This is a genomic window from Grimontia sp. AD028, assembly GCF_000973155.1.
Taxonomy (GTDB): Bacteria; Pseudomonadota; Gammaproteobacteria; order Enterobacterales; family Vibrionaceae; genus Enterovibrio; species Enterovibrio indicus.
This window is the reverse complement of the sequence record NZ_LASY01000037.1, coordinates 1-23,783: the sequence shown is the minus strand read 5'-3', so window position 1 is coordinate 23,783 and position 23,783 is coordinate 1. Positions and strand designations below refer to the sequence as shown.

General features: G+C 48.3%; 20 protein-coding genes. 7 read left to right on the top strand and 13 right to left on the bottom strand.

From position 1 onward, the window contains the following. Positions 1-29: 29 nt before the first annotated feature. The 9 genes from pyrF to RN22_RS09435 form a co-directional block, all read right to left on the bottom strand. Complete coding sequence (pyrF, locus tag RN22_RS09475) at positions 30-725, bottom strand: orotidine-5'-phosphate decarboxylase (protein WP_046304073.1); 696 nt, start codon at positions 723-725, stop codon at positions 30-32. Between the two features lie 6 nt (positions 726-731). Beyond that, entirely contained in the window at positions 732-1,901 is a 1,170-nt protein-coding gene (gene lapB, locus RN22_RS09470; protein ID WP_046304072.1) for a lipopolysaccharide assembly protein LapB, read from the bottom strand. A gap of 6 nt (positions 1,902-1,907) precedes the next feature. Next, the gene (locus tag RN22_RS09465) at positions 1,908-2,192 is read right to left on the bottom strand and encodes a LapA family protein (RefSeq protein ID WP_002539246.1); all 285 of its coding nucleotides are present in this window, start codon (positions 2,190-2,192) and stop codon (positions 1,908-1,910) included. Between the two features lie 220 nt (positions 2,193-2,412). Beyond that, complete coding sequence (ihfB, locus tag RN22_RS09460; protein ID WP_002539244.1) at positions 2,413-2,694, bottom strand: integration host factor subunit beta; 282 nt, start codon at positions 2,692-2,694, stop codon at positions 2,413-2,415. Positions 2,695-2,769: 75 nt separating this feature from the next. Continuing rightward, positions 2,770-4,440, bottom strand: a complete 1,671-nt coding sequence (rpsA, locus tag RN22_RS09455; RefSeq protein ID WP_002539243.1) for a 30S ribosomal protein S1 — start codon at positions 4,438-4,440, stop codon at positions 2,770-2,772. A 103-nt stretch (positions 4,441-4,543) separates the two neighbouring features. Then, a complete protein-coding gene (cmk, locus tag RN22_RS09450; protein WP_002539241.1) occupies positions 4,544-5,230 on the bottom strand; it encodes a (d)CMP kinase in 687 nt (228 codons plus the stop codon). 165 nt (positions 5,231-5,395) lie between these two features. Further along, positions 5,396-6,679: a 3-phosphoshikimate 1-carboxyvinyltransferase gene (aroA, locus tag RN22_RS09445; protein WP_046304071.1), complete on the bottom strand. Its 1,284-nt coding sequence runs from the start codon at positions 6,677-6,679 to the stop codon at positions 5,396-5,398. Between the two features lie 103 nt (positions 6,680-6,782). Then, positions 6,783-7,883, bottom strand: coding sequence for an ion channel (locus RN22_RS09440; protein ID WP_082111389.1), 1,101 nt, complete (start codon positions 7,881-7,883; stop codon positions 6,783-6,785). A 170-nt stretch (positions 7,884-8,053) separates the two neighbouring features. After that, on the bottom strand, positions 8,054-9,433 hold the full coding sequence (locus RN22_RS09435) for a uracil-xanthine permease family protein (protein WP_002539237.1): 1,380 nt from the start codon (positions 9,431-9,433) through the stop codon (positions 8,054-8,056). Positions 9,434-9,736: 303 nt separating this feature from the next. Here RN22_RS09435 and RN22_RS09430 point away from each other — a divergent pair, with 303 nt between their 5' ends. Further along, the gene (locus RN22_RS09430; protein WP_046304080.1) at positions 9,737-10,492 is read left to right on the top strand and encodes an MBL fold metallo-hydrolase; all 756 of its coding nucleotides are present in this window, start codon (positions 9,737-9,739) and stop codon (positions 10,490-10,492) included. Positions 10,493-10,550: 58 nt separating this feature from the next. On the opposite strand, the gene serC is transcribed toward RN22_RS09430, so the two are convergent. Then, a complete protein-coding gene (serC, locus tag RN22_RS09425) occupies positions 10,551-11,633 on the bottom strand; it encodes a 3-phosphoserine/phosphohydroxythreonine transaminase (RefSeq protein ID WP_046304070.1) in 1,083 nt (360 codons plus the stop codon). Positions 11,634-11,888: 255 nt separating this feature from the next. Beyond that, complete coding sequence (gyrA, locus tag RN22_RS09420; protein ID WP_046304069.1) at positions 11,889-14,522, bottom strand: DNA topoisomerase (ATP-hydrolyzing) subunit A; 2,634 nt, start codon at positions 14,520-14,522, stop codon at positions 11,889-11,891. A gap of 712 nt (positions 14,523-15,234) precedes the next feature. On the opposite strand from gyrA, the gene ubiG reads away from it, so the two are divergent. From ubiG to RN22_RS09395, 5 genes are all read left to right on the top strand, one after another. Continuing rightward, on the top strand, positions 15,235-15,948 hold the full coding sequence (gene ubiG, locus RN22_RS09415; protein ID WP_046304068.1) for a bifunctional 2-polyprenyl-6-hydroxyphenol methylase/3-demethylubiquinol 3-O-methyltransferase UbiG: 714 nt from the start codon (positions 15,235-15,237) through the stop codon (positions 15,946-15,948). 45 nt (positions 15,949-15,993) lie between these two features. Further along, positions 15,994-16,650, top strand: coding sequence for an HAD family hydrolase (locus RN22_RS09410; RefSeq protein WP_046304067.1), 657 nt, complete (start codon positions 15,994-15,996; stop codon positions 16,648-16,650). Between the two features lie 401 nt (positions 16,651-17,051). Beyond that, a complete protein-coding gene (nrdA, locus tag RN22_RS09405) occupies positions 17,052-19,331 on the top strand; it encodes a class 1a ribonucleoside-diphosphate reductase subunit alpha (RefSeq protein ID WP_002539228.1) in 2,280 nt (759 codons plus the stop codon). A 67-nt stretch (positions 19,332-19,398) separates the two neighbouring features. Continuing rightward, a complete protein-coding gene (gene nrdB, locus RN22_RS09400; RefSeq protein ID WP_046304066.1) occupies positions 19,399-20,532 on the top strand; it encodes a class Ia ribonucleoside-diphosphate reductase subunit beta in 1,134 nt (377 codons plus the stop codon). Beyond that, entirely contained in the window at positions 20,529-20,819 is a 291-nt protein-coding gene (locus tag RN22_RS09395) for a 2Fe-2S iron-sulfur cluster-binding protein (protein WP_002539225.1), read from the top strand. Before nrdB ends, RN22_RS09395 begins: the two co-directional genes overlap by 4 nt. A 63-nt stretch (positions 20,820-20,882) precedes the next feature. On the opposite strand, the gene RN22_RS09390 is transcribed toward RN22_RS09395, so the two are convergent. Continuing rightward, on the bottom strand, positions 20,883-21,614 hold the full coding sequence (locus RN22_RS09390) for a DeoR/GlpR family DNA-binding transcription regulator (protein WP_046304065.1): 732 nt from the start codon (positions 21,612-21,614) through the stop codon (positions 20,883-20,885). A 31-nt stretch (positions 21,615-21,645) separates the two neighbouring features. Then, a complete protein-coding gene (locus RN22_RS09385) occupies positions 21,646-22,356 on the bottom strand; it encodes a glycerophosphodiester phosphodiesterase family protein (protein WP_046304079.1) in 711 nt (236 codons plus the stop codon). Positions 22,357-22,630: 274 nt separating this feature from the next. On the opposite strand from RN22_RS09385, the gene RN22_RS09380 reads away from it, so the two are divergent. Beyond that, a complete protein-coding gene (locus RN22_RS09380) occupies positions 22,631-23,629 on the top strand; it encodes a C4-dicarboxylate TRAP transporter substrate-binding protein (RefSeq protein WP_002539219.1) in 999 nt (332 codons plus the stop codon). Positions 23,630-23,783: the final 154 nt, after the last annotated feature.

Sequence of the window (23,783 nt, the reverse complement as noted above, 5' to 3'; positions counted from 1 at the left end):
TTTTACTTACTGTTCTAAAACGGCAGGTTCTACGCCAAAGAGGCATTGATTTCAGTCAGCACAGCCATTGGGTCTGCCGCCTGTGTGATTGGACGACCAATCACCAGATAATCAGAGCCTGCAGTCACGGCTTCAACGGGTGTCATGATGCGGCGTTGATCGCCTGCATCGCTGCCCGCAGGACGAATGCCTGGCGTGACCAGCTTAAACTCTTGACCAAGGGCATTCTTTAGCATCGCAGACTCATGCGCTGAACAAACCACACCGTCCAGACCGCTGTTACGAGTCAACGTCGCCAGTGACATCACGTGATCCTGAGGTTCTCGGCTAATGCCGATACCCGCCAAGTCGCTTTGTTCCATGCTGGTTAGGACTGTCACACCAATCAGCATTGGCTTATCTTTACCGTATGGTTCAAGCGCTTCACGCGCCGCCACCATCATTCGCTCACCACCACTGGCGTGAACATTCACCATCCAAACACCGAGCTCTGCCGCTGCGGCAACTGCACGCGCGCAGGTGTTTGGAATATCATGGAACTTAAGGTCCAGAAAGACAGTATGTCCACGCTCATGAAGTTTACGAACGTAGTCAGGGCCATACAGGGTAAACATTTCCTTACCCACTTTCAGGTGGCAGCTACCTGGCTCAATGCGATCAACAAACGCCAGCGCCTGATCAATGTTTGGGTAATCCAATGCAACAATTACTTTAGGGTCCTGCATTCCTAATTATTCTCCGTCTAGGCCTCGTATCGGTTTTATCGACCCCCACCCTTTACAGGACGGACAATGCCAGTAAAGCGAGTGGGTCGAAAAGCCACACTTTCGACAACGATAGTGTGGCTTCACTTTAAGTTGCTCCTCAACCAGATGTTTAAGCGTATTCAGGCTGGTTTTTCCACGGCCTTCCTCTGCTTGTTCAACATGCAACTGCATCAGCTTGTGGAAGCCTTTCATCGTGGGATTTTTCGTCAACTGACGGGTGAGGAAGCTTTGTGCCATGGCAGCATTTTCATGGTCAGTGATAATGTCTGACATCATCAGCTCTGCCGAAGCACCGGTATTTTTTTCAATGCAGCTTTTCAAGAAGCGAACCAAGGACATTTCTTTGCCCATTTCGCTGTAGCATTTTTCTAGTAGAGGCAACGCTTCACTGACAAAGTCTGGGTCTTGCTCAAGTACTTGCTCGAGCACTTTGGCTGCATCTTTATAATCTTCATTGCCAATATCGAGGCGAGCCAGCATCAGCGAAGCGCGTACACAGGCTTTGTCCGTTGCCAAAGCCTTCTTTAGAAGCTGGCGGGAACCTTTCTCGTCATTATCACCCATCGACTGCATTGCCAACTCACAGTAAAAGTGGGAGATATCGCGCTTGAGTTTACTCTTACCGCCTTTAACCAGCTTGCTGGCAATATCGATCGCCTTTTCCCATTCGCGGGTTTGCTGGTAAATAGCGAGAAGCTGCTGCAACGCAAACTCTTTGTAGTCTGGCTCATCGACTAACTGATGAAATATTTTTTCTGCGCGGTCGAAAAAGCCCGCGACCATGTAATCTTTGGCAAGCTGTTGAAGGGCAAGATTGCGCTGGTCAAGCGTGAGATTGGGACGGGCGATCAGATTTTGGTGAATGCGAATAGCACGGTCTACCTCTCCGCGGGAGCGGAAAAGGTTACCGAGAGCAAGGTGGGTGTCTATCGTCTCGTTATCGACTTGGAGCAGTTCTATAAAAAGGTCCACCGCTTTGTCAGATTGATCTGACAAAAGCAGGTTAAGACCTGCGACATACTGTCTTGATAGATGATGCGACTGATCCTGTCGACGATGACGAGCATTCCTATTGCCCATATACCAACCGTAACCGGCAGCAATTGGCAGCAACAGAAACAGCAGCTCTAGCATTTACGCTTATTCCTTAACAGGGTCCGTACGCAGTTTGTCCAATTCCTGGCGCTGCTTGTTTACCTGCTTTTTCAGCATGGCTGCAGACATTCGCGCTTTCAGATAAAGCATGCCGCAAATCAGCCAACCAAGAGCAAAACCAGTGCCAAAGACTACGCCCAAAAGTAGAGATAATCGAAACTCTCCCTGTGCCACCAGATAGTTGAAGTTCACGACTTCTTGATTCTGTGCACCAAGGGCGAGCGTGATAAGAAAACACAGGACGAGTAATACGATACCAATAATCTTCACAGTCACTCCCTCATTATTATCTCCGGTCTAAGATGCTCAACATGTTGCATCAAACACTTACCGGACTCTTATACCTAAACCACCTCACCTTTCTTAGACTGCAGGAGAAGGGGCTTGGGTATATATGTGATTATGCAGCAATTTGGCTTGTCAGACCATTGCAATAGACATAAAAAAAACGGCATACGAATAGCATGCCGTTTTTTTATTCGGAATCGAATCAGCTAATGTTGACTCGGTCGCGAAGCTCCTTGCCCGGTTTGAAGTGAGGGACGTACTTGCCGTCGAGCTCAACTTTGTCTCCCGTTTTTGGATTGCGTCCAACGCGAGGAGCGCGATAATGCAAAGAGAAACTACCAAAACCACGAATCTCGATTCTGTCACCTTCCTCGAGTGTAGTGGCCATGTGTTCAAGGATTTCCTTGATGGCATCTTCTACCTGTTTGGCAGAAAGATGGGTTTGTTGACTACATAGTCTTTCGATCAACTCAGACTTGGTCATGATCACCCCGCTTTTAGTATGTTTCTCAACAGTATAACTGTAGAGGGGGAATTTTTCCCCCTCACTTCACATTAATTATTCGCTTTTCGCAGCTTTGAACGCGTCAGCCATTGCATTACCGAATGAAGCTTCGTCAGCTTTGTTCAGAGTTGCCATTGCTTCTTGCTCTTCAGCTTCGTCTTTCGCGCGAACAGACAGGTTGATTACGCGGTTCTTACGGTCAACACCGGTGAACTTCGCTTCAACTTCGTCGCCAACAGCCAGAACCAGAGTTGCATCTTCAACGCGGTCACGTGATGCTTCAGAAGCACGCAGGTAACCTTCAACGCCTTCGATCAGCTCAACGGTTGCGCCTTTAGCGTCAACTGCAGTTACTTTACCCTTAACAATCGCACCTTTCTTGTTGTCAGCAAGGTAGTTGTTGAATGGGTCTTCTTCCATCTGCTTGATGCCCAGAGAGATACGCTCACGCTCAGCATCTACTTGCAGAACAACTGCAGAGATTTCGTCGCCTTTCTTGAAGTCGCGAACTGCTTCTTCACCAGCAACATTCCAAGAAATGTCAGACAGGTGAACCAGACCGTCGATGCCACCGTCCAGACCGATGAAGATACCGAAGTCAGTGATTGACTTGATCTTACCAGTTACGCGATCGCCTTTGTTTTGCATTTCTGCAAACGACTGCCATGGGTTAGCTTTACATTGCTTCAGACCCAGGCTGATGCGACGACGCTCTTCGTCGATGTCCAGAACCATAACTTCAACTTCGTCACCCACGTTAACAACTTTAGATGGGTGAATGTTCTTGTTAGTCCAGTCCATTTCAGAAACGTGTACTAGACCTTCAACGCCTTCTTCGATTTCAACGAAGCAGCCGTAGTCAGTCAGGTTGGTTACGCGACCAGTCAGTTTGTGACCTTCTGGGTAACGGTTAGCGATTGCTACCCATGGATCTTCACCCAGTTGCTTCAGACCCAGTGATACGCGAGTGCGGTCACGGTCGAACTTCAGAACTTTAACCAGAATCTCGTCACCTACGTTAACGATTTCTGATGGGTGCTTAACGCGTTTCCAAGCCATGTCAGTGATGTGCAGCAGGCCGTCAACACCGCCCAGATCTACGAATGCACCGTAGTCGGTCAGGTTCTTAACGATACCTTTAACTTCCATGCCTTCTTGCAGAGAAGCCAGCAGTTCATCACGCTCAACGCTGTTTTCAGATTCGATAACTGCGCGACGAGAAACAACAACGTTGTTGCGCTTCTGGTCCAGCTTGATAACTTTGAACTCCAGCTCTTTGCCTTCAAGGTGAGCAGTGTCACGTACTGGACGTACGTCAACCAGTGAACCTGGCAGGAACGCACGGATGCCGTTCAGCTCAACAGTGAAACCGCCTTTAACTTTACCGTTGATAACACCGATAACAGTTTCAGCTTCTTCGTAAGCTTTCTCCAGTTGGATCCAAGCTTCGTGGCGCTTCGCTTTTTCGCGAGACAGTTGAGTCTCACCGAAACCATCTTCAATCGCGTCCAGTGCTACGTCTACTTCAGCACCAACTTCGATTTCTAGCTCGCCAGCAGCGTTTTTGAATTGCTCAGCTGGGATAGAAGATTCAGATTTCAGGCCTGCGTCAACCAGAACGTAACCGTTCTCGATAGCAACTACAGTACCTTTAACGATCGCACCTGGGCGGGTTTCTAGCTCTTTAAGAGATTCTTCAAAGAGTGAAGCAAAAGATTCAGTCATTAATTTAATCTTCAATATTTAAACTACCACGGGTGTCCTACCACGTGGGGTTGATAGTAATGTCAGTCATCATCCTTGCGACCAACGGTTAAACCCGCTGCTTTTAAGAAGCAACGGTAAGTTTACTTTCAATATAGGACAATGCTTGCTCTAGCACCTGCTCAATGTTGAGAGAGGTGGAATCCAAAACTAACGCATCGTCTGCGGGACGCAATGGTGCGACTGCTCGGTTGCGGTCACGATCATCACGTTCCTGAATTTCGCTCAAAAGGCGGTCAAAGTTAACATCTAACCCCTTTAGTTGCAACTGATTCATGCGGCGCTGGGCGCGCTCTTCAGCGCTTGCGTCCAAGAAGATTTTCACTTCCGCTTTCGGGAAAACCACCGTGCCCATATCACGACCATCAGCTACCAATCCGGGTGCTTCGGCAAATGCACGTTGACGACGGAGCAAAGCTTCGCGAACGCGCGGTAAAGCCGCCACTTTAGATGCCGCCATGCCCGTTTCTTCTTTGCGCAGTTCGCTGGACACATCCTCCCCTTCGAGGATCACTTTTACCAACTCACCTTCCGCCTTGAACTGTACGTCCAAATGGGCAGCCAAAGGAACCAAAGCATCTTCCGAATCTGGATTAACGCCATGATGAATCGCAGCCAGCGCAAGTACGCGATAAATTGCGCCTGAATCGAGCAAATGCCAGCCCAGCTTCTCCGCTAACAGCATGCAAAGGGTACCTTTTCCGGCACCGCTTGGGCCATCAACAGTAATTACGGGTGCGTGGGTAGACATAGAATTCTCCAGATCGTTTTAAAATAGAGCAACTTAGTTGATAAGTACTTATCAGCTCACTGCGAGTTACTCCATAGAATCGGTGGCGTATTATAGGGAAGTCTGGGCAAAAAAAACAGGCCAGCGAATCGCTGACCTGTTGTCTGTTCATTCCAACCTGTTTCTTTAACTTTCCGACAATGATGCCAACTTGTCGAAGTAGTCAGGGAAGGTTTTAGAGGTACATTTCGGATCATTAATGGTCACTGGCGTATCACTCAATGCCACCAGCGAAAAACACATCGCCATACGGTGATCGTCGTAGGTATCAATCTCAGCATGCTGCAGATTTGGTGTCGGGGTGATGGTGATATAATCTTCCCCTTCTTCCACTTCTGCACCGACTTTTCGCAGTTCAGTCGCCATTGCTGACAAGCGATCCGTTTCTTTAACGCGCCAGTTATATACGTTGCGGATAGAGGTGGTTCCTTCCGCAAACAGCGCTGCAGTGGCAATTGTCATCGCGGCATCAGGAATATGGTTAAAATCCAAATCCACTGCTTTCAACTCACCGCGGCGGGCAATCACGTAATCATCGCCCCACTCAATGTCAGCGCCCATGGCAGCTAGCGCATCAGCAAACTTCACATCACCCTGAACGCTCTTTTTACCAATTCCCGTGACTTTGACTTCACCGCCTTTGATTGCCGCAGCAGCCAAGAAGTAAGACGCTGATGAAGCATCACCCTCCACCAGGAAATCTCCCGGCGCGGTATAAGATTGGTTACCCTTCACATGGAAAGTCTGGTAATCACTATTTGCAACCTCAACACCAAACTGCGCCATAATATGCAGAGTAATGTCGATGTAAGGCTTGGACACCAGATCGCCTTTGATACGAATATTGGTATCGCCACTGAAAAGCGGAGCCGTCATCAAAAGTGCTGTTAGGAACTGGCTTGAAATCGTTCCATCAATTTCTACATCACCACCCTGGATATCCTGACTGATGATTTTCAATGGTGGATAGTTTTCATTTTCCAGATAGGTCACGTCTGCGCCGACCGTGCGCATCGCCTCAATCAGGTGTCCGATAGGACGTTCCTTCATGCGCGGCTCACCCGTCAACACGTATTCACCTTCGCCAAGACATAACGCCGCCGCCAACGGGCGCATCGCAGTACCTGCATTACCCAGAAAAAGCTCAAGAGGTTCAGACGTTTTAAATGCGCCGCCCAGACCTTCAACTTCACACTCGGTTTTGTCGGCTGACAGACGATAAGTCACGCCCAGCTTGCTCAATGCATTGAGCATATGGCGAATATCATCACTATCCAGCAGGTTGGTCAGGCGGGTTGTGCCCTTAGCCAGCGCAGCAAGTAAAAGCGCGCGGTTAGAGACACTTTTAGAACCGGGAAGATTCACTTCACCGTTAATTTTAGAAATGGGTTGTAACGTCAACTGCTCCATCTGAACAAAATAAATCCTTAATTTTTCGTACCTCGAGAGTAACGAAAAAGCAGCGCCGGGGCTACCCTTTGCTGCCTTTAAAGATCAATTGGTCTTTTGTAGTCTAACGGGTCATTTTCTTCACAAAAACCACAACGAACAAGGCGATCGTAAAGCTTCCAGTGAATGCTTCTGATGCAGCGACCAACCGCGACATTCCAATCGGTATAAAGTCGCCATAGCCGAGTGTCGTAAAGGTCACCACGCTGTAATAAAGACAGTCAAAAAACGCTATCAGGTTGCCTTCAAATGTCTGAGACTGCTGAAAGCCGACATATTCTCCGGAGAATTGGATTCCCGTAAAGAAGTAAATCATGGCACACAATAAAATCAGCGCGAGCGAGAAAAACACGACCCGGATAGGGCTTTCCCCGTAACCACAAAACAGATCCACAGTTTTCGACATGGCGCGCTGCGTGGAAAAAAGTGGCATTTGATAACGGCGCATCGTCAGCTCTTTCTGCAGGAAATGTCCCGCCATGGTAAAGATCCCCTGAGCTTCTGATGCTTTCCGCAAATCCCGGTAAATTTCTTCAGACTGCTCATAGAGATCGAGCGCTTTTTCCATATCGCCTTTTTTCTCTGCGACCCGCCCTTCCACTTCTTGCTGTAAGGTGTCACCAATCTTGATGTTATCAATCTTGGTGTCAGTGAGTTTCACACCAAGCAAGTTGCACTTTAGAAAGCTGGCACAGTGAATGTTTGCATCATGCAAGTCTGCTTTCATCAAGCTGCCGTTATCAAACTTAGCGTTGAAAAGGTGGGCGTTAGTCATATTCGAGCGATAGAAGTTCGCATAGCTGAGGTCATAGCCACCACCCGGCCCATGCTTGACCAAATTCACATCAACGAGGTTGGCACGCTTGCACACAATACCTCTGAGCTGCCCGCCTCGCTTGGCGAACTCTTCTAACCTCTGCTTCACATCCGGCTGGTCTTTCGGCGCATTTTCATCGTGCCAGAAACAAAAACCCGACTCTCCTGCGGGTTCATGACAGCAATGGGCTTCGCCATCAGGATCCTGGTATTGGCATGTCATGACTTCTTGCTCTGGGTTGTCTGTAGTTTGGCTGGCGTGATTTTCCTTTTCACTTCCCTGCGTACCTTCTATTTGCGACTCCTTGTCTGCACCTTTCAGGTCAAGTGATTCAGAACGATTCGACATAACTGCACCTCCACTTTCTCAGTATAGAGACAAGCCAGAAAAAACAAGAAAACGATCTGAGGTCAAAGATTGGAGATTGGAGATTGGAGATTGGAGATTGGAGATTGGAGATTGGAGAAAAGGGTAGCGGCGAGATACATGACCACCACTACCCTTTGGGCAAGATTCGTTTAACTGTCTTTTGAGGCAGTTTCCGGCGGTAGCACCAGATTCAGGATAATCGCTGTCAAACCACCTGCCGCCATGCCGGATGACAGGATGTTTTTAATCCACTCAGGCATAAACTGAAGGATTTCTGGCTTCTGAGCGATACCTAATCCCATTGAGAATGAAAGCGCCATGATAAGAATCGCGCGTCGGTTAAGCTCACAGCGGGAAATAATACGGATACCCGAGGCCGCAATGGTACCGAACATCACGATGGTTGCACCGCCGAGGACAGGTTCTGGAATGAGTTGAACCAGCGTTGCTACTCCCGGTAACAGGCCCAAAATCACCAGCATACCCGCAACAAAGTAACCGATATAACGGCTTGCAACGCCTGTTAACTGGATAATGCCATTGTTCTGACTAAACGTAGAATTAGGAAAGCTGTTCAATACCGCTGCCAATGCCGAGTTCACGCCGTCCGCCAATACACCGCCTTTGATTCGTTTCATGTAAATCGGCCCTGACACTGGCTGCTCGGATGTTTCCGAAGTCGCCGTAATGTCACCAATTGCCTCCAACGAGGTCACCAAGAAGACGATGATCAGAGGAATAAGTAGCGCAAAGTCGAATGAGATGCCGTACTGCATCGGCTGTGGGATGGCAAAAAAGGCAACATCTTCTGATGGAGCTGTATTCACCATACCCAGCGCGTAGGCGATCACTGTGCCGACAGTCATCGCGATCACAATCGACGACACACGCAAATAAGGGTTATCGATACGATTTAAAAAGACGATCACAGCCAGTACTGAACCCGCCAACAACAGATTTTTCAGATCACCGAAGGTGCCGTTTTCTATCGCGGCATAACCGCCACCCATCGAGGTTAGACCCACCTGAATCAGCGTCAAGCCAATCAGGGTAACGACGATACCAGATACTAGCGGCGTAATAATACGCTGCGCATGTTCCAGCACACGTGAAAGGAAAACTTCAGTTAGGGAAGCAACCATAATGGTTCCGAAGATCGCCGCCATCATGGTTTCCGTTGGCGTACCGCCTGCCTTCATGGCCAAACCAGCGCCAATAATTGGTCCCAGAAAGTTAAAGCTGGTGCCTTGAATGGAAAGTAGCCCCGATCCCAACGGACCGAACGTACGGATTTGGATAAACGAGGCAATACCCGACGCAAACAGTGACATGCTCACGATGGTGTTGGTGTCACTCGTAGGAAGCCCAAGTGCCTGACAGATAATTAAAGAGGGCGTCACTACTGCGACAAACATAGCTAAAAGGTGTTGGAAAGCAGCGAAAAGTGTTTGTGGTAAGGGTGGTCTGTCATCCAATCGATAGACGAGTTCCGATGGACGAGCGTTTTCTGATGGGCGCTGAGAGCTCATTGTTATACCTGTTTAAACTCACTCGCTGCAATACGCTGAATGGGTAGAGCAGTTGATGGAATGCTTCTCTCTGTGATTGCTGTTACTCAGAGCATTCAATCAGTTAAGTGATTGGGCTGAAGGAACTTTCGCGCCATTCTATCCGGGAAAAAACCAAAAGCAATCGCTTGCGGAAACCGTTTGCGTCGAGTGCTTACGCTTTGCTCTGATTTAACACTTCAACTACAAATATGCAGAAAAATTGATACGAATAGGTATACTCTCACTGGTCTGATGAGAGAGGAGTCCCACGTGTCGACACTGATCAAACTGCACCAGTTAGACGGATACATTCAATCCATTTACCTTGCGGAACATCATCATGGACTCTTGCTTCTGGATGGGTGCAGCCGGGCTGACGTTGATAAAGTTTGCCATTTCATCACAGAAGAGCTGAACCGCTCTTTAAATGACCTAAAGTTGGTGGTCGTCACTCACATGCACCCTGACCACGCAGGTGGTGCAGTAAAGCTTCGAGAATTATCGGGCTGTCAGATAGCAACAGCCAACGTCCCAGGCGATTGGTATCAAGGACTGGATGGCATGCTGATGCATTGGAGCGACTTGCTTTTGGCAAAGTGGGTGGCCAAACGGAAAGGCCAGCCAGCAAAAAACATTTGGTACCACAGAAAGCTGAAAGCTGATGTGATGTTGAATGATGAAGAGCCACTGCCCGGCTTTACTGAATGGAAAGCGCTTTTTACCCAAGGGCATACCGATCGCGATTTGTCTCTCTACCATGCACCGACACATCGTGTTTACGTGGCCGACTTAATGGTCACAGTCAAAGGGCGTTACATTCCTCCTTTTCCCGTCTTCTACCCTAATCGCTACAAAACCTCGGTCGATAAAATCGTACAACTAAAGCCTCGAGGCGTCTGGCTTGCCCATGGCGGTGAAATTGAATTGACGGAAGAAGTTATCGCTCATTTGAGAGCGCGTTCACCGAACCGCCCGATCACCCATTGGCGCTCGGTGAAAGCCAAAGTCAGGCGTGCAATTTTCAAAAAGGCGGCGTAAAAAAACCGCCGATTAGCGGCGGTTTCCAGAACGCGGTGGTAAGCGCAAACCTGGCTTATTACGCGTTTTTGGCTTCGAAGTCCTTCATAAAGGCAACCAGTGCCTGAACACCTTCCAAAGACATCGCATTGTAGATAGATGCACGCATACCACCCACATCACGGTGACCTTTCAGCGCCTTTAGACCAAGCGCATCTGATTCAGCCAGGAATTTCGCATCCAGCTCTGGATTCACCAACTGGAAAGGCACGTTCATCAAAGAACGGTTGTCGGTATGGATGTTGTTCACGTAGAAATCAGAACCATCAATGAAGTCGTAAAGCAACGCTGCTTTCTCTTCATTCTTCTTCTGCATGGCTTCCACACCGCCCTGCTCTTTCAGCCATTTGTATACTTCACCCGCCAGATACCAACCAAACGTCGGTGGCGTATTAAACATGGATTCTTTGTCTACCAACGTGGTGTAGTTCAATACATTCGGTAGGAAATCCTTGGCTTTGCCCAACAGATCGTCGCGAACAATCACCAGCGTGATACCAGCAGGGCCGATATTTTTCTGCGCACCCGCGTAAATCACCCCGTACTTGGACACATCGATAGGACGAGACAGAATCGTTGAGGACATATCTGCCACGATTGGCTTGTCTGTTTCTGGCAAATCCCGGATTTCAATCCCGTCGATGGTTTCGTTTGGACAGAAGTGAACAAATGCAGCATCGTTGCTCAGCTTCCAGTCTTTCGCAGGCAAGATCGCGCGTTTGCCATCGATTTCCGTTTTTACTGTTACCACGTTAGGTGTGCAGTATTTTTTGGCTTCTTTTACTGCACTTGCTGCCCAGTAGCCGCCGTCTACATAGTCAGCAATGGTGTTGCTGCCCAAAAGGTTCATTGGCACTGCAGCAAACTGCGCACGGGCACCGCCTTGTGCGTATAGAACATGGTAGTTATCAGGAATAGACAGCAGTTCACGGAGGTTTTTCTCGGCGTCATCAACAACAGCCAGAAATTCCTTACTGCGGTGGGAAATCTCCATGACGGAAGTACCCAAGCCGTTCCAGTTAGTCAGTTCACCCTGTACTTTTTCCAGAACCGCTTCCGGCAACATCGCCGGGCCAGCAGAGAAGTTATATACCTTTTCCATGATTTTTGAATGCTCCTGCATTAAATCGCTTATTTATGGCTTTCTAATTTTGTCACTGAGGAAATTCATTCCCGACAACACCCGCAAATGGGGGCAGTGAGAAGCCGTGATGAATTGTTGTTCGTTTTGTTTTATCACCTTTCGCAAGCGATTGGAACGGAAAGTGTTGATCTAATGACGACACAATTAAAAAGGGAATAAAAAAAACGCAGCGAATGCTGCGTTTTTTTCAGATTGATGAATGCAGGCCTGGAATTACTCCTCGGTCGCTTCTCCATCTGTTGAGTCTTCTGCTGGTGCTTCGGCAGTTGGTTGAACTTCTGCGTCAACTTCACCGTCTTCATCCAATGGCAGCAACTCTTCATCAGGCTCATCGATGCGCTGAAGGCCAACCACTTTCTCGTCTTCAGAGGTACGGATTAGGGTCACACCCTGGGTGTTACGGCCAACCTGGCTGACTTCTGCCACACGGGTACGTACCAGCGTACCTGCGTTGGTGATCATCATGAACTCATCACCGGTTTCTACCTGAACCGCACCAACTACACAGCCGTTACGCTCAGAAACCTTGATAGATACAACACCTTGAGTTGCACGGCTCTTCGCTGGGTACTCAACAAGCTCAGTACGTTTACCGTAACCGTTTTCAGTTACCGTCAGAACATCACCTTCGTTGTGAGGAACAATCAGAGAAACAACTTTGTCGCCCTCTGCCAGTTTGATGCCACGAACACCAGCCGCTGTACGGCCCATGCCACGAACCTGGCCTTCGTTGAAGCGAACAACTTTACCAGACTTCGAGAACAGCATGATGTCGTTATCACCAGTAGTGATATCAACGCCAATCAGAGAGTCGTTTTCACGCAGATTCACTGCAATGATACCTGCGCTACGAGGACGGCTGAAATCAGTCAGCGGTGTCTTCTTCACAGTACCGTCACCGGTTGCCATGAAGACGAACTTGTCTTCTTCGTACTCTTTAACAGGGAGGATCGCAGTAATGCGCTCGTCCTGCTCCAGAGGCAATAGGTTAACAATCGGCTTACCACGAGCAGTACGTGATGCCAGAGGCAATTGGTAAACCTTCAGCCAGTACATACGGCCGCGGCTTGAGAAACACAGAATAGTATCGTGTGTATTCGCCACCAGAAGACGCTCAATGTAGTCTTCTTCTTTCATGCGAGTCGCTGACTTACCTTTACCGCCACGACGCTGCGCTTCGTAGTCAGTCAGAGGCTGATACTTCACGTAACCTTCGTGCGACAGGGTCACAACAACGTCTTCCTGATTGATCAGGTCTTCGATGTCGATGTCAGCACTTGCAGCTGTGATTTCAGTGCGGCGCTCATCGCCAAAACCATCACGAACAGCAGTCAGCTCTTCGGTGATCACTTCCATCAGACGCTCAGGGCTGGACAGAATGAACATCAGCTCGCCGATCAGTGCCAGCAGCTCTTTGTATTCATCCAGGATCTTCTCGTGCTCGAGACCTGTCAGTTTGTGCAGGCGCAGATCCAAGATAGCTTGCGCTTGTTGTTCAGTCAGGTAGTACTTACCGTCACGAACACCGAACTCGTCTTCCAGCCACTCAGGACGTGCAGCATCAACACCGGTTGCTTCCAGCATTGCGGCTACAGTGCCCAATTCCCAACCACGGTTTTGCAGCTCTTCGCGCGCAATCGCAGGGGTTTGTGCATTGCGGATCATCTCGATGATTTCATCGATATTCGCCAGTGCAATAGCCAAACCTTCAAGGATGTGGGCACGGTCACGTGCTTTACGCAGCTCGAAAATGGTACGACGTGTCACCACTTCACGGCGGTGATTCACGAAGCACTTCAGCATATCTTTCAGGCCAAACAGGCGTGGCTGGTTGTTGTCCAGCGCAACCATGTTGATACCGAAAGAGGTTTGAAGCTGAGTTTGTGCGTACAGGTTGTTGAGGATAACCTCACCTACCGCATCACGCTTACATTCGATAACAATGCGCATACCGTCTTTGTCAGACTCATCACGCAGTGCACTGATGCCTTCAATCTTCTTATCTTTAACCAGCTCGGCGATCTTCTCGATCAAACGCGCTTTGTTCACCTGATAAGGGATTTCGGTAACGATGATGGTTTCTTTACCGTTCTTCTCGACTTCGATGTCTGCTTTTGAACGCAGATAAATCTTGCCACGACCGGTGCGGTAAGCATCTTCAATGCCTTTACGGCCATTGATCATTGCAGCAGTTGGGAAGTCTGGGCCAGGAATGTGAGTCATCAACTCTTCAATCGTGATGTCTTCATTCTCAATGTACGCCAAACAACCATTAATAACTTCTGTCAGGTTATGCGGAGGAATATTGGTCGCCATACCTACGGCGATACCGGACGCACCGTTCACCAGAAGGTTAGGAATACGGGTAGGCATTACCTCTGGGATCTGTTCAGTACCGTCGTAGTTAGGAACGTAATCGACAGTTTCTTTATCCAGATCAGCCAGCAGTTCGTGGGCGATTTTCGCCATGCGAACTTCGGTATAACGCATTGCTGCCGCTGAGTCGCCGTCGATCGAACCGAAGTTACCCTGGCCATCGACCAGCATGTAACGCAGTGAGAACGGCTGAGCCATACGAACAATGGTGTCGTAAACAGCGCTGTCACCGTGTGGGTGGTATTTACCGATCACATCGCCAACAACACGCGCAGATTTTTTGTATGCTTTGTTCCAGTCATTGCCAAGTACATTCATCGCGAAAAGAACGCGGCGGTGTACAGGCTTCAGACCATCACGCACATCTGGAAGAGCACGACCCACGATAACTGACATCGCGTAGTCGAGGTATGAGCTTTTCAGCTCCTCTTCAATGTTGACGGGCGTGATCTCTTTAGCAAGATCGCTCATGGAGCCAATATCCCTCAGGTAAGTATGTCAAAAATGACTACGTGCAAGACGGTGAGAATACCATAAAAGCAGGCAAAGAGTCACAGCCTAAACCCGAGATAAATCACGAATTACTCTTATTTTGGCGCTCTAACGCACGACAGGGCCAAAAAACGCTCAATGACAGGGTGGAACCAGCAAATTTTGCTAGAAAGCCTGAGAGGCGCTCAGGCGTCTTTTTTCATATCAAAAGGCCGTGAAACCGCATGTAAGAAGAGGAAACTACCCACTTCACGGATCCAGATGTAATAAAGGAAGGAAAAAGACAATGGGAACCTGATCTCAATATCCCCTAATTTTGTAGGGGAAAATACCCATGACACAAAAAAGTGTCGCTAAGAAAAATCAGGGGGCGCTATGTTACATCAAGCTATCAATGCTGTGGGTATGGCCATCATTGTTGGAAAATACACTTTATTGGGGCTTCTGGCTGCTGTTGCAGTAACCAATGCCGCTTAACTTTTATCCAACACGATAACCACGACTTTTCCAATCTCGCCGGGGGTCTGCCTCCGGCTTTGTGATCGCCTCACTCAATCCTTTTCTACATACCAACCGTAACGATATTTCATGTATTGAGACTTAAACCTCGTTGCTTTCAACAACAAATCTTCCACCTGCAATAGCAATCAAAACGGGTATAATAGAGAAAAATTTTAGGGATAAGATGTAGATGACAACCCAACTCAACGTCGATCCGGCGGAAATTCAAAAATTCGAAGACATGGCTTCCCGTTGGTGGGATCTGGAAGGCGAGTTCAAGCCTTTACACCGAATCAATCCCCTTCGCCTCAACTATGTGATTGAGAAAAGCGGCGGGATTTTTGGCAAGAAAGTACTCGATGTGGGTTGTGGTGGCGGTATCCTGGCAGAAAGCATGGCACGAGAAGGTGCCGATGTGACTGGCCTCGATATGGGCAAAGAGCCGCTAACGGTGGCACGTTTGCATGCACTGGAAACAGGTACGACCGTCTCTTACGTACAATCTACTGCCGAAGAACATGCTGAAGCACATCAGGGTCATTACGATGTGGTGACCTGCATGGAAATGCTGGAGCACGTTCCCGATCCAGCTTCCGTGATTGCTTCCTGTGCGAAGATGGTAAAACCGGGCGGTCACGTATTCTTCTCTACCCTAAACCGCAATACTAAATCCTGGTTGTTTGCGATTGTCGGTGCAGAGCATGTGATGAAGATTGTGCCTAAAGGCACGCATGACCATAACAAATTCATCCGCCCTTCTGAATTGCTGAAGATGATTGACTACACGCCGCTTCAGGAACAGCACATGACTGGGTTACATTACAACCCGCTGACGGATCGATACTGGCTGTCACCACGTAATGTGGACGTGAACTACATCGTACATACTTATAGCCCGGAATAATCCGGGCTTTATTTTGCAGCGCTAAAACCTGAACAAGGAACATTAATGAAAGGAAGCGTAGAAGCAGTTCTGTTTGATTTGGATGGCACCTTACTGGATACCGCACCCGATATGGCCAATGCCGCAAACTGTGTTTTGAAAGATCACGGACTCCCTCCTCTTTCTGAAAGCCAAATTCAGGCCAATACCAGTCACGGTGCCAGAGGGCTACTTCGCACAGGCTTTGGCGATGCGCTGCAAGGAAAAGACCTCGACCAACTGCGACTTTCCTTTCTCGAGCACTATGCAGAAAATATTTGTACCACAACCACACTATATAGTGGTGTGGTTGAACTACTGGAACAACTCACCGAGAGACAAATCCCTTGGGGCATTATGACCAACAAGCCGGGGTTTCTCACTGGAATGCTCCTTCCCTACTTCCCGTTACTCTTACAGGCCAGAACCATCGTCTGTGCCGACACGACACCCCATGCAAAACCCCACCCTGCTCCTCTGCTACATGGTGCTTCGATTCTGGCTATCAATCCCGAGAAATGCCTATATGTTGGGGACATACAAAATGACATCGTTGCCGCCAAGGCTGCAAACATGATGTCTGCTGTCGCCGCTTGGGGATATATCGGCGAGACCGATCAGCCAACCGAATGGGAGGCCGATCAGATTTTTAACACACCTGTAGAAATTCTGTCATTATTCTGATCCCAATCACATAGCGCCAGAACAGAAAATAACCACTTTTCAGCACCTTAAATGGATGCATTGATGGGCGTTCCAATCAAGGATAATATTTTTTTTTATTTCATTTCGTACCGTAAAAATCGTTGATTTTTTCTATACCATTGCCTTACTTGGGATAAAACAGTGAGTAAGCACTAACATAACAATTCCCATCCCCAAGATATCCACAGACACCTGTCTCAGGGGGAACTTGCATTATCTCCGCCTCACCACTATCTTGTTACTCAAGTCGAGCGTAGACCCTATATATAGTGTTTTGATGACTACGCCATAAGTTTAATATTGATCACAAATCATCCTTGCAATTTGTGGAATTTTGCAAAAACAGGTCTTCAGGCAAGGAAATACCGGGAACAAGATAAATGAACCAACAAATTACCGTCCAAAAGCGCAGTGGTGTTAAGGAAAACATAGATCTCGACAAAATCCACCGCGTCATCACCTGGGCCGCTGAAGGCCTCGACAATGTCTCTGTATCACAAGTCGAACTCCGTTCTCACATTCAATTTTACGACGGTATCAAAACTGAAGACATTCATGAAACCATCATCAAAGCGGCTGCCGATCTGATCTCTGAAGAGACCCCAGACTACCAGTATCTGGCTGCCCGTTTAGCGGTTTTCCACTTGCGCAAGAAGGCTTACGGCCAATTCGAGCCACCAACACTTCTTAATCATGTCAGCAAAATGGTTGATATGGGCAAGTATGATAAGCACCTGCTTGAAGACTACACTGCCGAAGAATTGAACATTCTGGATAGCTATATTGATCACTGGCGCGATATGAACTTTTCATATGCTGCGGTGAAACAGCTGGAAGGTAAATACTTGGTACAAAACCGTGTTACTGGTGAAATCTACGAAAGTGCACAGTTTTTGTACATTATGGTTGCAGCATGTCTATTTGCCAACTACCCGAAAGAGACCCGCCTGGACTACATCCGCCGCTTCTATGATGCAGTGTCTCTGTTCAAGATTTCTCTGCCTACACCAATTATGTCTGGTGTGCGTACCCCAACCCGTCAGTTCAGCTCATGTGTACTGATTGAGTGTGATGACAGTCTGGATTCTATCAACGCAACGGCGAGTGCGATTGTTCGCTACGTGAGTCAGCGTGCCGGTATCGGCATCAACGCTGGTCGCATCCGTGCACTGGGTAGCCCAATCCGCGGCGGCGAGGCTTTCCACACTGGTTGTATTCCTTTCTACAAATACTTCCAGACAGCGGTGAAGTGTTGTTCACAAGGTGGTGTGCGTGGTGGTGCAGCGACCCTGTTCTACCCAATGTGGCACCGTGAAGTAGAAAGCCTGCTGGTTCTGAAGAATAACCGTGGTGTTGAAGAGAACCGTGTTCGCCATATGGACTACGGTGTTCAAATCAACAAACTGATGTACACCCGCCTGATCAAGGGCGAGAGCATTTCTCTGTTCTCACCATCAGATGTACCGGGACTTTACGACGCGTTCTTTGCGGACCAAGAAGAATTTGAGCGCCTGTACGTTCAGTATGAGAACGACCCATCCATCAAGCGTGAAACCCGCAAAGCGGTAGAGTTGTTCTCGCTGATGATGCAAGAGCGTGCCTCAACAGGTCGTATCTACATTCAGAACGTGGATCACTGTAATACCCACAGCCCGTTTGACCCTCAGGTTGCGCCGATCCGTCAGTCTAATCTGTGTCTGGAAATCGCGCTGCCAACCAAACCACTGACCAACGTTGAAGACGATCAGGGCGAGATTGCACTGTGTACGCTGTCTGCATTCAACTTGGGTGCGATTAAAGAACTGGACGAGCTGGAAGAACTGGCTGACCTGACTATCCGTGCTCTGGACTCACTACTGGATTATCAGGATTACCCGTTGCCAGCAGCGCGTAAAGCGACCATGAACCGTCGTACACTGGGTGTAGGCGTGATCAACTTTGCTTACTATCTGGCGAAAAACGGCGTGCGTTACTCAGACGGCAGTGCAAATGGCCTGACTCACCGTACGTTCGAAGCGATTCAGTACTACCTGTTGAAAGCGTCTGTTGGTCTGGCGAAAGAGCAAGGCGCATGTCCTTCGTTTAACGAAACCAACTACGCGAAAGGCTTGTTGCCAATCGATACTTACAAGCGCGACCTAGATGCAATCTGCGATGAGCCATTGCACTATGACTGGGATGCGCTTCGCTCAGAGATCATGGAACACGGTCTGCGCAACTCAACGCTGTCAGCGCTGATGCCTTCAGAGACGTCTTCGCAAATCTCTAACGCCACCAACGGGATCGAACCACCACGCGGTTATGTATCAGTGAAAGCGTCTAAAGATGGCATCCTCAAGCAAGTGGTTCCTGAGTACGACAAGTACAAAGACAACTACGAGCTGCTTTGGAACATCGAATCAAACGACGGTTACCTGCAACTGGTTGGTCTGATGCAGAAGTTCGTAGACCAGGCAATCTCTGCCAACACCAACTACGACCCAAGCAAACAGGCTGGTGGCAAGGTACCAATGAAGCTGCTTCTCAAAGATCTGCTTTCTGCCTATAAGCTGGGTGTAAAAACCCTGTACTATCACAACACCCGTGACGGTGCAGACGATGCGCAGAAAGATCTCGCAGCACAAGATGATGATTGCGCAGGCGGCGCTTGCAAAATCTAAGTAAAGAATTTGGAGGGAGCATTAGCTCCCTCTTTGAAGTTTCAACCTGATTGGTAAATTTACGGCAATGGCTTACAGCACTTTTTCTAAAGAAAACAATAACGCACTCAAAGAACCAATGTTCTTTGGTCAGCCGGTTAACGTTGCTCGCTACGACCAGCAAAAATATGAAATTTTCGAGAAGCTGATTGAGAAACAGCTTTCCTTCTTCTGGCGCCCCGAAGAAGTCGATGTCTCCAGCGACCGCATCGACTACAACAAGCTGCCAGAGCATGAAAAACACATCTTCATCAGCAACCTGAAATACCAAACGCTGCTGGATTCAATCCAAGGCCGCAGCCCGAATGTGGCACTGCTGCCTCTTGTTTCTATTCCAGAACTGGAAACCTGGATTGAGACCTGGTCTTTCTCAGAGACCATTCACTCGCGCTCTTACACCCACATCATCCGTAACATCGTGACCAATCCGGCACTCGTGTTTGATGACATCGTGGTAAACGAGCACATCATCAAACGCGCGAATGACATCGCTGGTTACTATGATGACCTGATCCAAGCCACCAGCGATTACCACCGTTTAGGCGAGGGTGAACACACGGTCAACGGTGAAACCGTTGTTGTGTCTCTGCGCGAGCTGAAGAAAAAGCTGTATGTTTGTCTGATGTCTGTCAACGCGCTCGAAGCGATTCGTTTCTACGTAAGCTTTGCGTGTTCGTTTGCTTTCGCAGAGCGTGAGCTGATGGAAGGTAACGCCAAGATCATTAAGCTGATTGCCCGTGATGAAGCACTCCACCTGACCAGTACCCAGCATATGCTGAATATTCTGCGTTCCGGTGACGACGATCCAGAAATGGCCGAGATTGCTAAAGAATGTGAGCAAACTTGTTTTGACCTGTTCAAAGATGCGGCTGAGCAAGAAAAAGAGTGGGCAGAATACCTGTTCAAAGACGGCTCAATGATTGGCCTGAACAAAGACATTCTGTGCCAGTACGTGGAATACATTACGAATCTGCGTATGGCAGCTGTTGGCCTTAAACCTGCTTACCAAGGCGCGAGCCAGAACCCTATTCCTTGGATCAATGCTTGGTTGTCTTCTGACAACGTTCAGGTTGCTCCACAGGAAGCAGAAATCAGTTCTTACCTGGTTGGCCAAATCGACAACGACGTTGATATCGACGATCTGGGTGATTTCGAACTATGAGCCGAATCGCTATTACAGTGAACGGACAAACGCTGGTGGGCAACACCCACCAGCCTCTGCTTGAGCAACTCGAGCAAGCAGGTCTGCAGCCCGAATTCCAATGCAGGAATGGTGTTTGTGGAGCCTGTCGCTGCAAGTTAGATAAAGGCAATGTTGCTCAGGAAGACGCGATGGCATACCTCGCCGCCGGTGAGATCCTGACGTGCCGCTCGACCCCCAGTGAAGATGTCTCACTGGAATTCGATTACCAAGTTTCTTTTGTAGCAAAAAAAGCCGCGAACCTCTGACTCGGTCGCGGCCTTCTTTTTCCTCTTACAGTCAAACCACCTGAATATCTGCCTCGCAGGGTGCTATTTCACATCACACACAGCAATATCTGAAGGCAGCGAATCTTGGTTGGTATATACCTTAGTGAAATCAGACAACCTTGCTACCTTAGATGACGCAAACCTGCCCCATTTACTGGCATCTGCCAATAGCCAAGTTTCCCGAGAATTCGCAATAATGGCTTTAGATATTTCTGCCTCGATGGGCTCATGCTCCATAGCAAAATGACTTCCGGTGACCGACCCGCAACCAACAATGCCGATGTCAGCTTCGAAATCTTCAAAGAACCTCAAAACACTTTGCCCAACCACATCTTGATGCTGGCTTCTCACTAACCCACCTGCTAAGAAAACATCCACATTGGGGTTTCCCTGAAGCACCTTCTCGACCTCAAGGTTGTTTGTCACAATACGCAGTTTCTCGTACTGCGCCAAACATTGCGCAATGTAAGCCATAGACGTGCCTATTCCCAAAAACACAGTAGAGCCTTCAGGAATATGGCTTGCTAGCTTCTTCGCCAGTCTTTGTTTTATCTCGGACTCAAGCTGAAAACGAAACTGGTAGGTCGTGTTCGTCAAAATAGCAGGAAGGCTAACGCCACCATGAACCCGGCGCGCCAATCCCTGCTCAGAAAGGCAGTTCACATCGCGCCGAATGGTTTGGGTGGTGATTGAGAACATGTCTGCCAGTTCTTCAATCTGCACATTCCCATTGGCTTTTAGATAATCGAGGATTTGTCTTTGTCTAGGTGTCATAAAGTCGTCCCCACTATCATTAAAAGTCCATTTATGGCGTAAATATCTCTGGGTCATCCGTAATGATGTGGGTGACCCCTTTATTGAGAAAGTCTTGCACCCTTCCAGCATCATTTAAGGTCCATATATTTAGCTGGTAGCCCTTTTGAGTAATGGCCTCTGCCAATTCGCCCGTCAGAGTACGTTGGTCACAATGAATGCTGAATAGCTCTAAGTCCTCAATGTCACAAAGAAAGTCTGGTGAACTTTGGTCTGTGATAAGTCCCACCCGATAGTCTGGCAGCATCTCGGCACAACACTTTATAGCCGCCAAAGAAAAGCTTGATAGTAAAAGCTGATCTAAAGGGAACTGGGTTTCCTTCACTACCTCTGCGACCTTTTCAACCAACAAGGCTACATCTGTCTCTTCGTAACACTTTATCTCGAGATTGACGCCCATCCCCCTTTTTCCACAGAGTGTAAGCGTCTGGTGTAATGTTGGAATGCATTCATCACGGAACTGTTCGTTGAACCATGCGCCCGCATCTAACAACGTCAGTTGCTCAAGCGAGAAGCTATCCAATCGACCTTTTCCGTCTGTACATCTGTCGACCGTTTCGTCGTGAAACAATACCGGCACATCGTCAGCGGTAAGCTGGGTGTCCAATTCTACCCAATTCAGGCCACTGTCCGCTGCCGCATTGATCCCAGCTAAGGTATTTTCGGGTGCGATGGCTGCCACACCTCGATGACCAATTATCATTTTTCCTTCCATAAAATGTTCATTTGAAATTATTAGTACTCACACGCCACAAAACCAAGAATGCACAGCGTATACCTACAGACTCAAGCTAGTAAAAAGCGAGCTGTTAACATGATCACAACATTCGAACGAACATAAAGATGTTCATTTGAAACATTCTCGTAATACCGTATCGTTATTCGAGCGACCTCACAATAATTACAGAAACGCTATTACATAAAGCCAAAGTGCACTTGGTAAAAAATGGACCTCACTAAGAACTAAAGGCAACAGAATGAAAAAATTACTCCTTGGAACTGTACTTTCCCTATCAGCGATCTTCGGCATGGCCTCGAATGCCCTAGCTGCAGATAAAGTGAACATCAACATGAGCCTTGTGTTTCAGCAAAATGAGCTGCTGACACAAGAACTGATTAAAGTCGCGGACAAGATTCGTGAACGTACAGACGGCAGCGTCAATATCAAAGTCTTCCCTGGCGGTCAGCTTCCTGTTTACAAAGACAACCTTGAGCAGGTAGTAAACGGCGCGAACTGGATTGCGGTGGAAGATCTGAGCTACCTCGGTGACTACGTGCCAGATTTCGCAGCGCTGGCTGGCCCTATGCTTTACAACAATTACGATGAATATCTGGCGCTGATGAAATCAGATTACGTAGCCGATCTGACTGCACAGGTTGAGAAGAAAGGTATCAAGGTACTGAATGCCGATTACATCTTTGGCTTCCGTCATATGATCACCAATAAAGAGATCAAGACGCCAGAAGACATGAAAGGCATGCGCATCCGTGTTCCTGGTAGCCAACTGTTTATCAGCACACTGCAATCAATGGGTGCAGCACCTGCAGCTCTTCCATTCCCAGAAACTTATGCCGGTGTTCAGCAAGGTGTTGTAGATGGTTTGGAAGGTTCAATCCTGACTATGTACTCAACAAAAATCTATGAAGTTGCTAAAAACATGTCTAAGACAGGCCACTTCCTGGGCACCGTTGGTCTTTATATCTCACCAAGCGTTTGGGATAAGCTTTCTGAAGAACAGCAAAACATCGTGATGGAAGAAATCGTTGCGGGTGCGGAATCTAATACCGAGCAACTGATTAAGCTTGACGAAGAGTACACTCAGAAGCTGAAAGAACAAGGCGTGACTTTCAACGATGTTGACACGGCTGCGTTCAACAAGCTGACCGCGGAAGTTTACAACCAGTTCCCTACCTGGAGCGAAGGCGTTCACGCGACCATTAACGCGGAGCTGGAGAAAATCCGCGCATCAAAATAAACACCTTTTAGCGCCCCGCTTTCTCTAGGGGCTGTTGACCTTTGGTGATGATTTTTGCAGCAGTTTGTGGGGATTTTATGCAAGGCGGAGGCTTCGATGTGTAGCTGGCCTACATGAGAAGCTGATAACGCAGCAGAAATTCCCCACAAGCGCT

Excerpts from the sequence above, each read along its gene's own strand:
- pyrF (WP_046304073.1), bottom strand. The coding sequence starts at position 725 with ATGCAGGACCCTAAAGTAATTGTTGCATTGGATTACCCAAACATTGAT.
- lapB (WP_046304072.1), bottom strand. The coding sequence starts at position 1,901 with ATGCTAGAGCTGCTGTTTCTGTTGCTGCCAATTGCTGCCGGTTACGGT.
- ihfB (WP_002539244.1), bottom strand. The coding sequence starts at position 2,694 with ATGACCAAGTCTGAGTTGATCGAAAGACTATGTAGTCAACAAACCCAT.
- rpsA (WP_002539243.1), bottom strand. The coding sequence starts at position 4,440 with ATGACTGAATCTTTTGCTTCACTCTTTGAAGAATCTCTTAAAGAGCTA.
- cmk (WP_002539241.1), bottom strand. The coding sequence starts at position 5,230 with ATGTCTACCCACGCACCCGTAATTACTGTTGATGGCCCAAGCGGTGCC.
- aroA (WP_046304071.1), bottom strand. The coding sequence starts at position 6,679 with ATGGAGCAGTTGACGTTACAACCCATTTCTAAAATTAACGGTGAAGTG.
- RN22_RS09440 (WP_082111389.1), bottom strand. The coding sequence starts at position 7,883 with ATGTCGAATCGTTCTGAATCACTTGACCTGAAAGGTGCAGACAAGGAG.
- RN22_RS09435 (WP_002539237.1), bottom strand. The coding sequence starts at position 9,433 with ATGAGCTCTCAGCGCCCATCAGAAAACGCTCGTCCATCGGAACTCGTC.
- serC (WP_046304070.1), bottom strand. The coding sequence starts at position 11,633 with ATGGAAAAGGTATATAACTTCTCTGCTGGCCCGGCGATGTTGCCGGAA.
- gyrA (WP_046304069.1), bottom strand. The coding sequence starts at position 14,522 with ATGAGCGATCTTGCTAAAGAGATCACGCCCGTCAACATTGAAGAGGAG.
- ubiG (WP_046304068.1), top strand. The coding sequence starts at position 15,235 with ATGACAACCCAACTCAACGTCGATCCGGCGGAAATTCAAAAATTCGAA.
- RN22_RS09410 (WP_046304067.1), top strand. The coding sequence starts at position 15,994 with ATGAAAGGAAGCGTAGAAGCAGTTCTGTTTGATTTGGATGGCACCTTA.
- nrdA (WP_002539228.1), top strand. The coding sequence starts at position 17,052 with ATGAACCAACAAATTACCGTCCAAAAGCGCAGTGGTGTTAAGGAAAAC.
- nrdB (WP_046304066.1), top strand. The coding sequence starts at position 19,399 with ATGGCTTACAGCACTTTTTCTAAAGAAAACAATAACGCACTCAAAGAA.
- RN22_RS09395 (WP_002539225.1), top strand. The coding sequence starts at position 20,529 with ATGAGCCGAATCGCTATTACAGTGAACGGACAAACGCTGGTGGGCAAC.
- RN22_RS09390 (WP_046304065.1), bottom strand. The coding sequence starts at position 21,614 with ATGACACCTAGACAAAGACAAATCCTCGATTATCTAAAAGCCAATGGG.
- RN22_RS09385 (WP_046304079.1), bottom strand. The coding sequence starts at position 22,356 with ATGATAATTGGTCATCGAGGTGTGGCAGCCATCGCACCCGAAAATACC.
- RN22_RS09380 (WP_002539219.1), top strand. The coding sequence starts at position 22,631 with ATGAAAAAATTACTCCTTGGAACTGTACTTTCCCTATCAGCGATCTTC.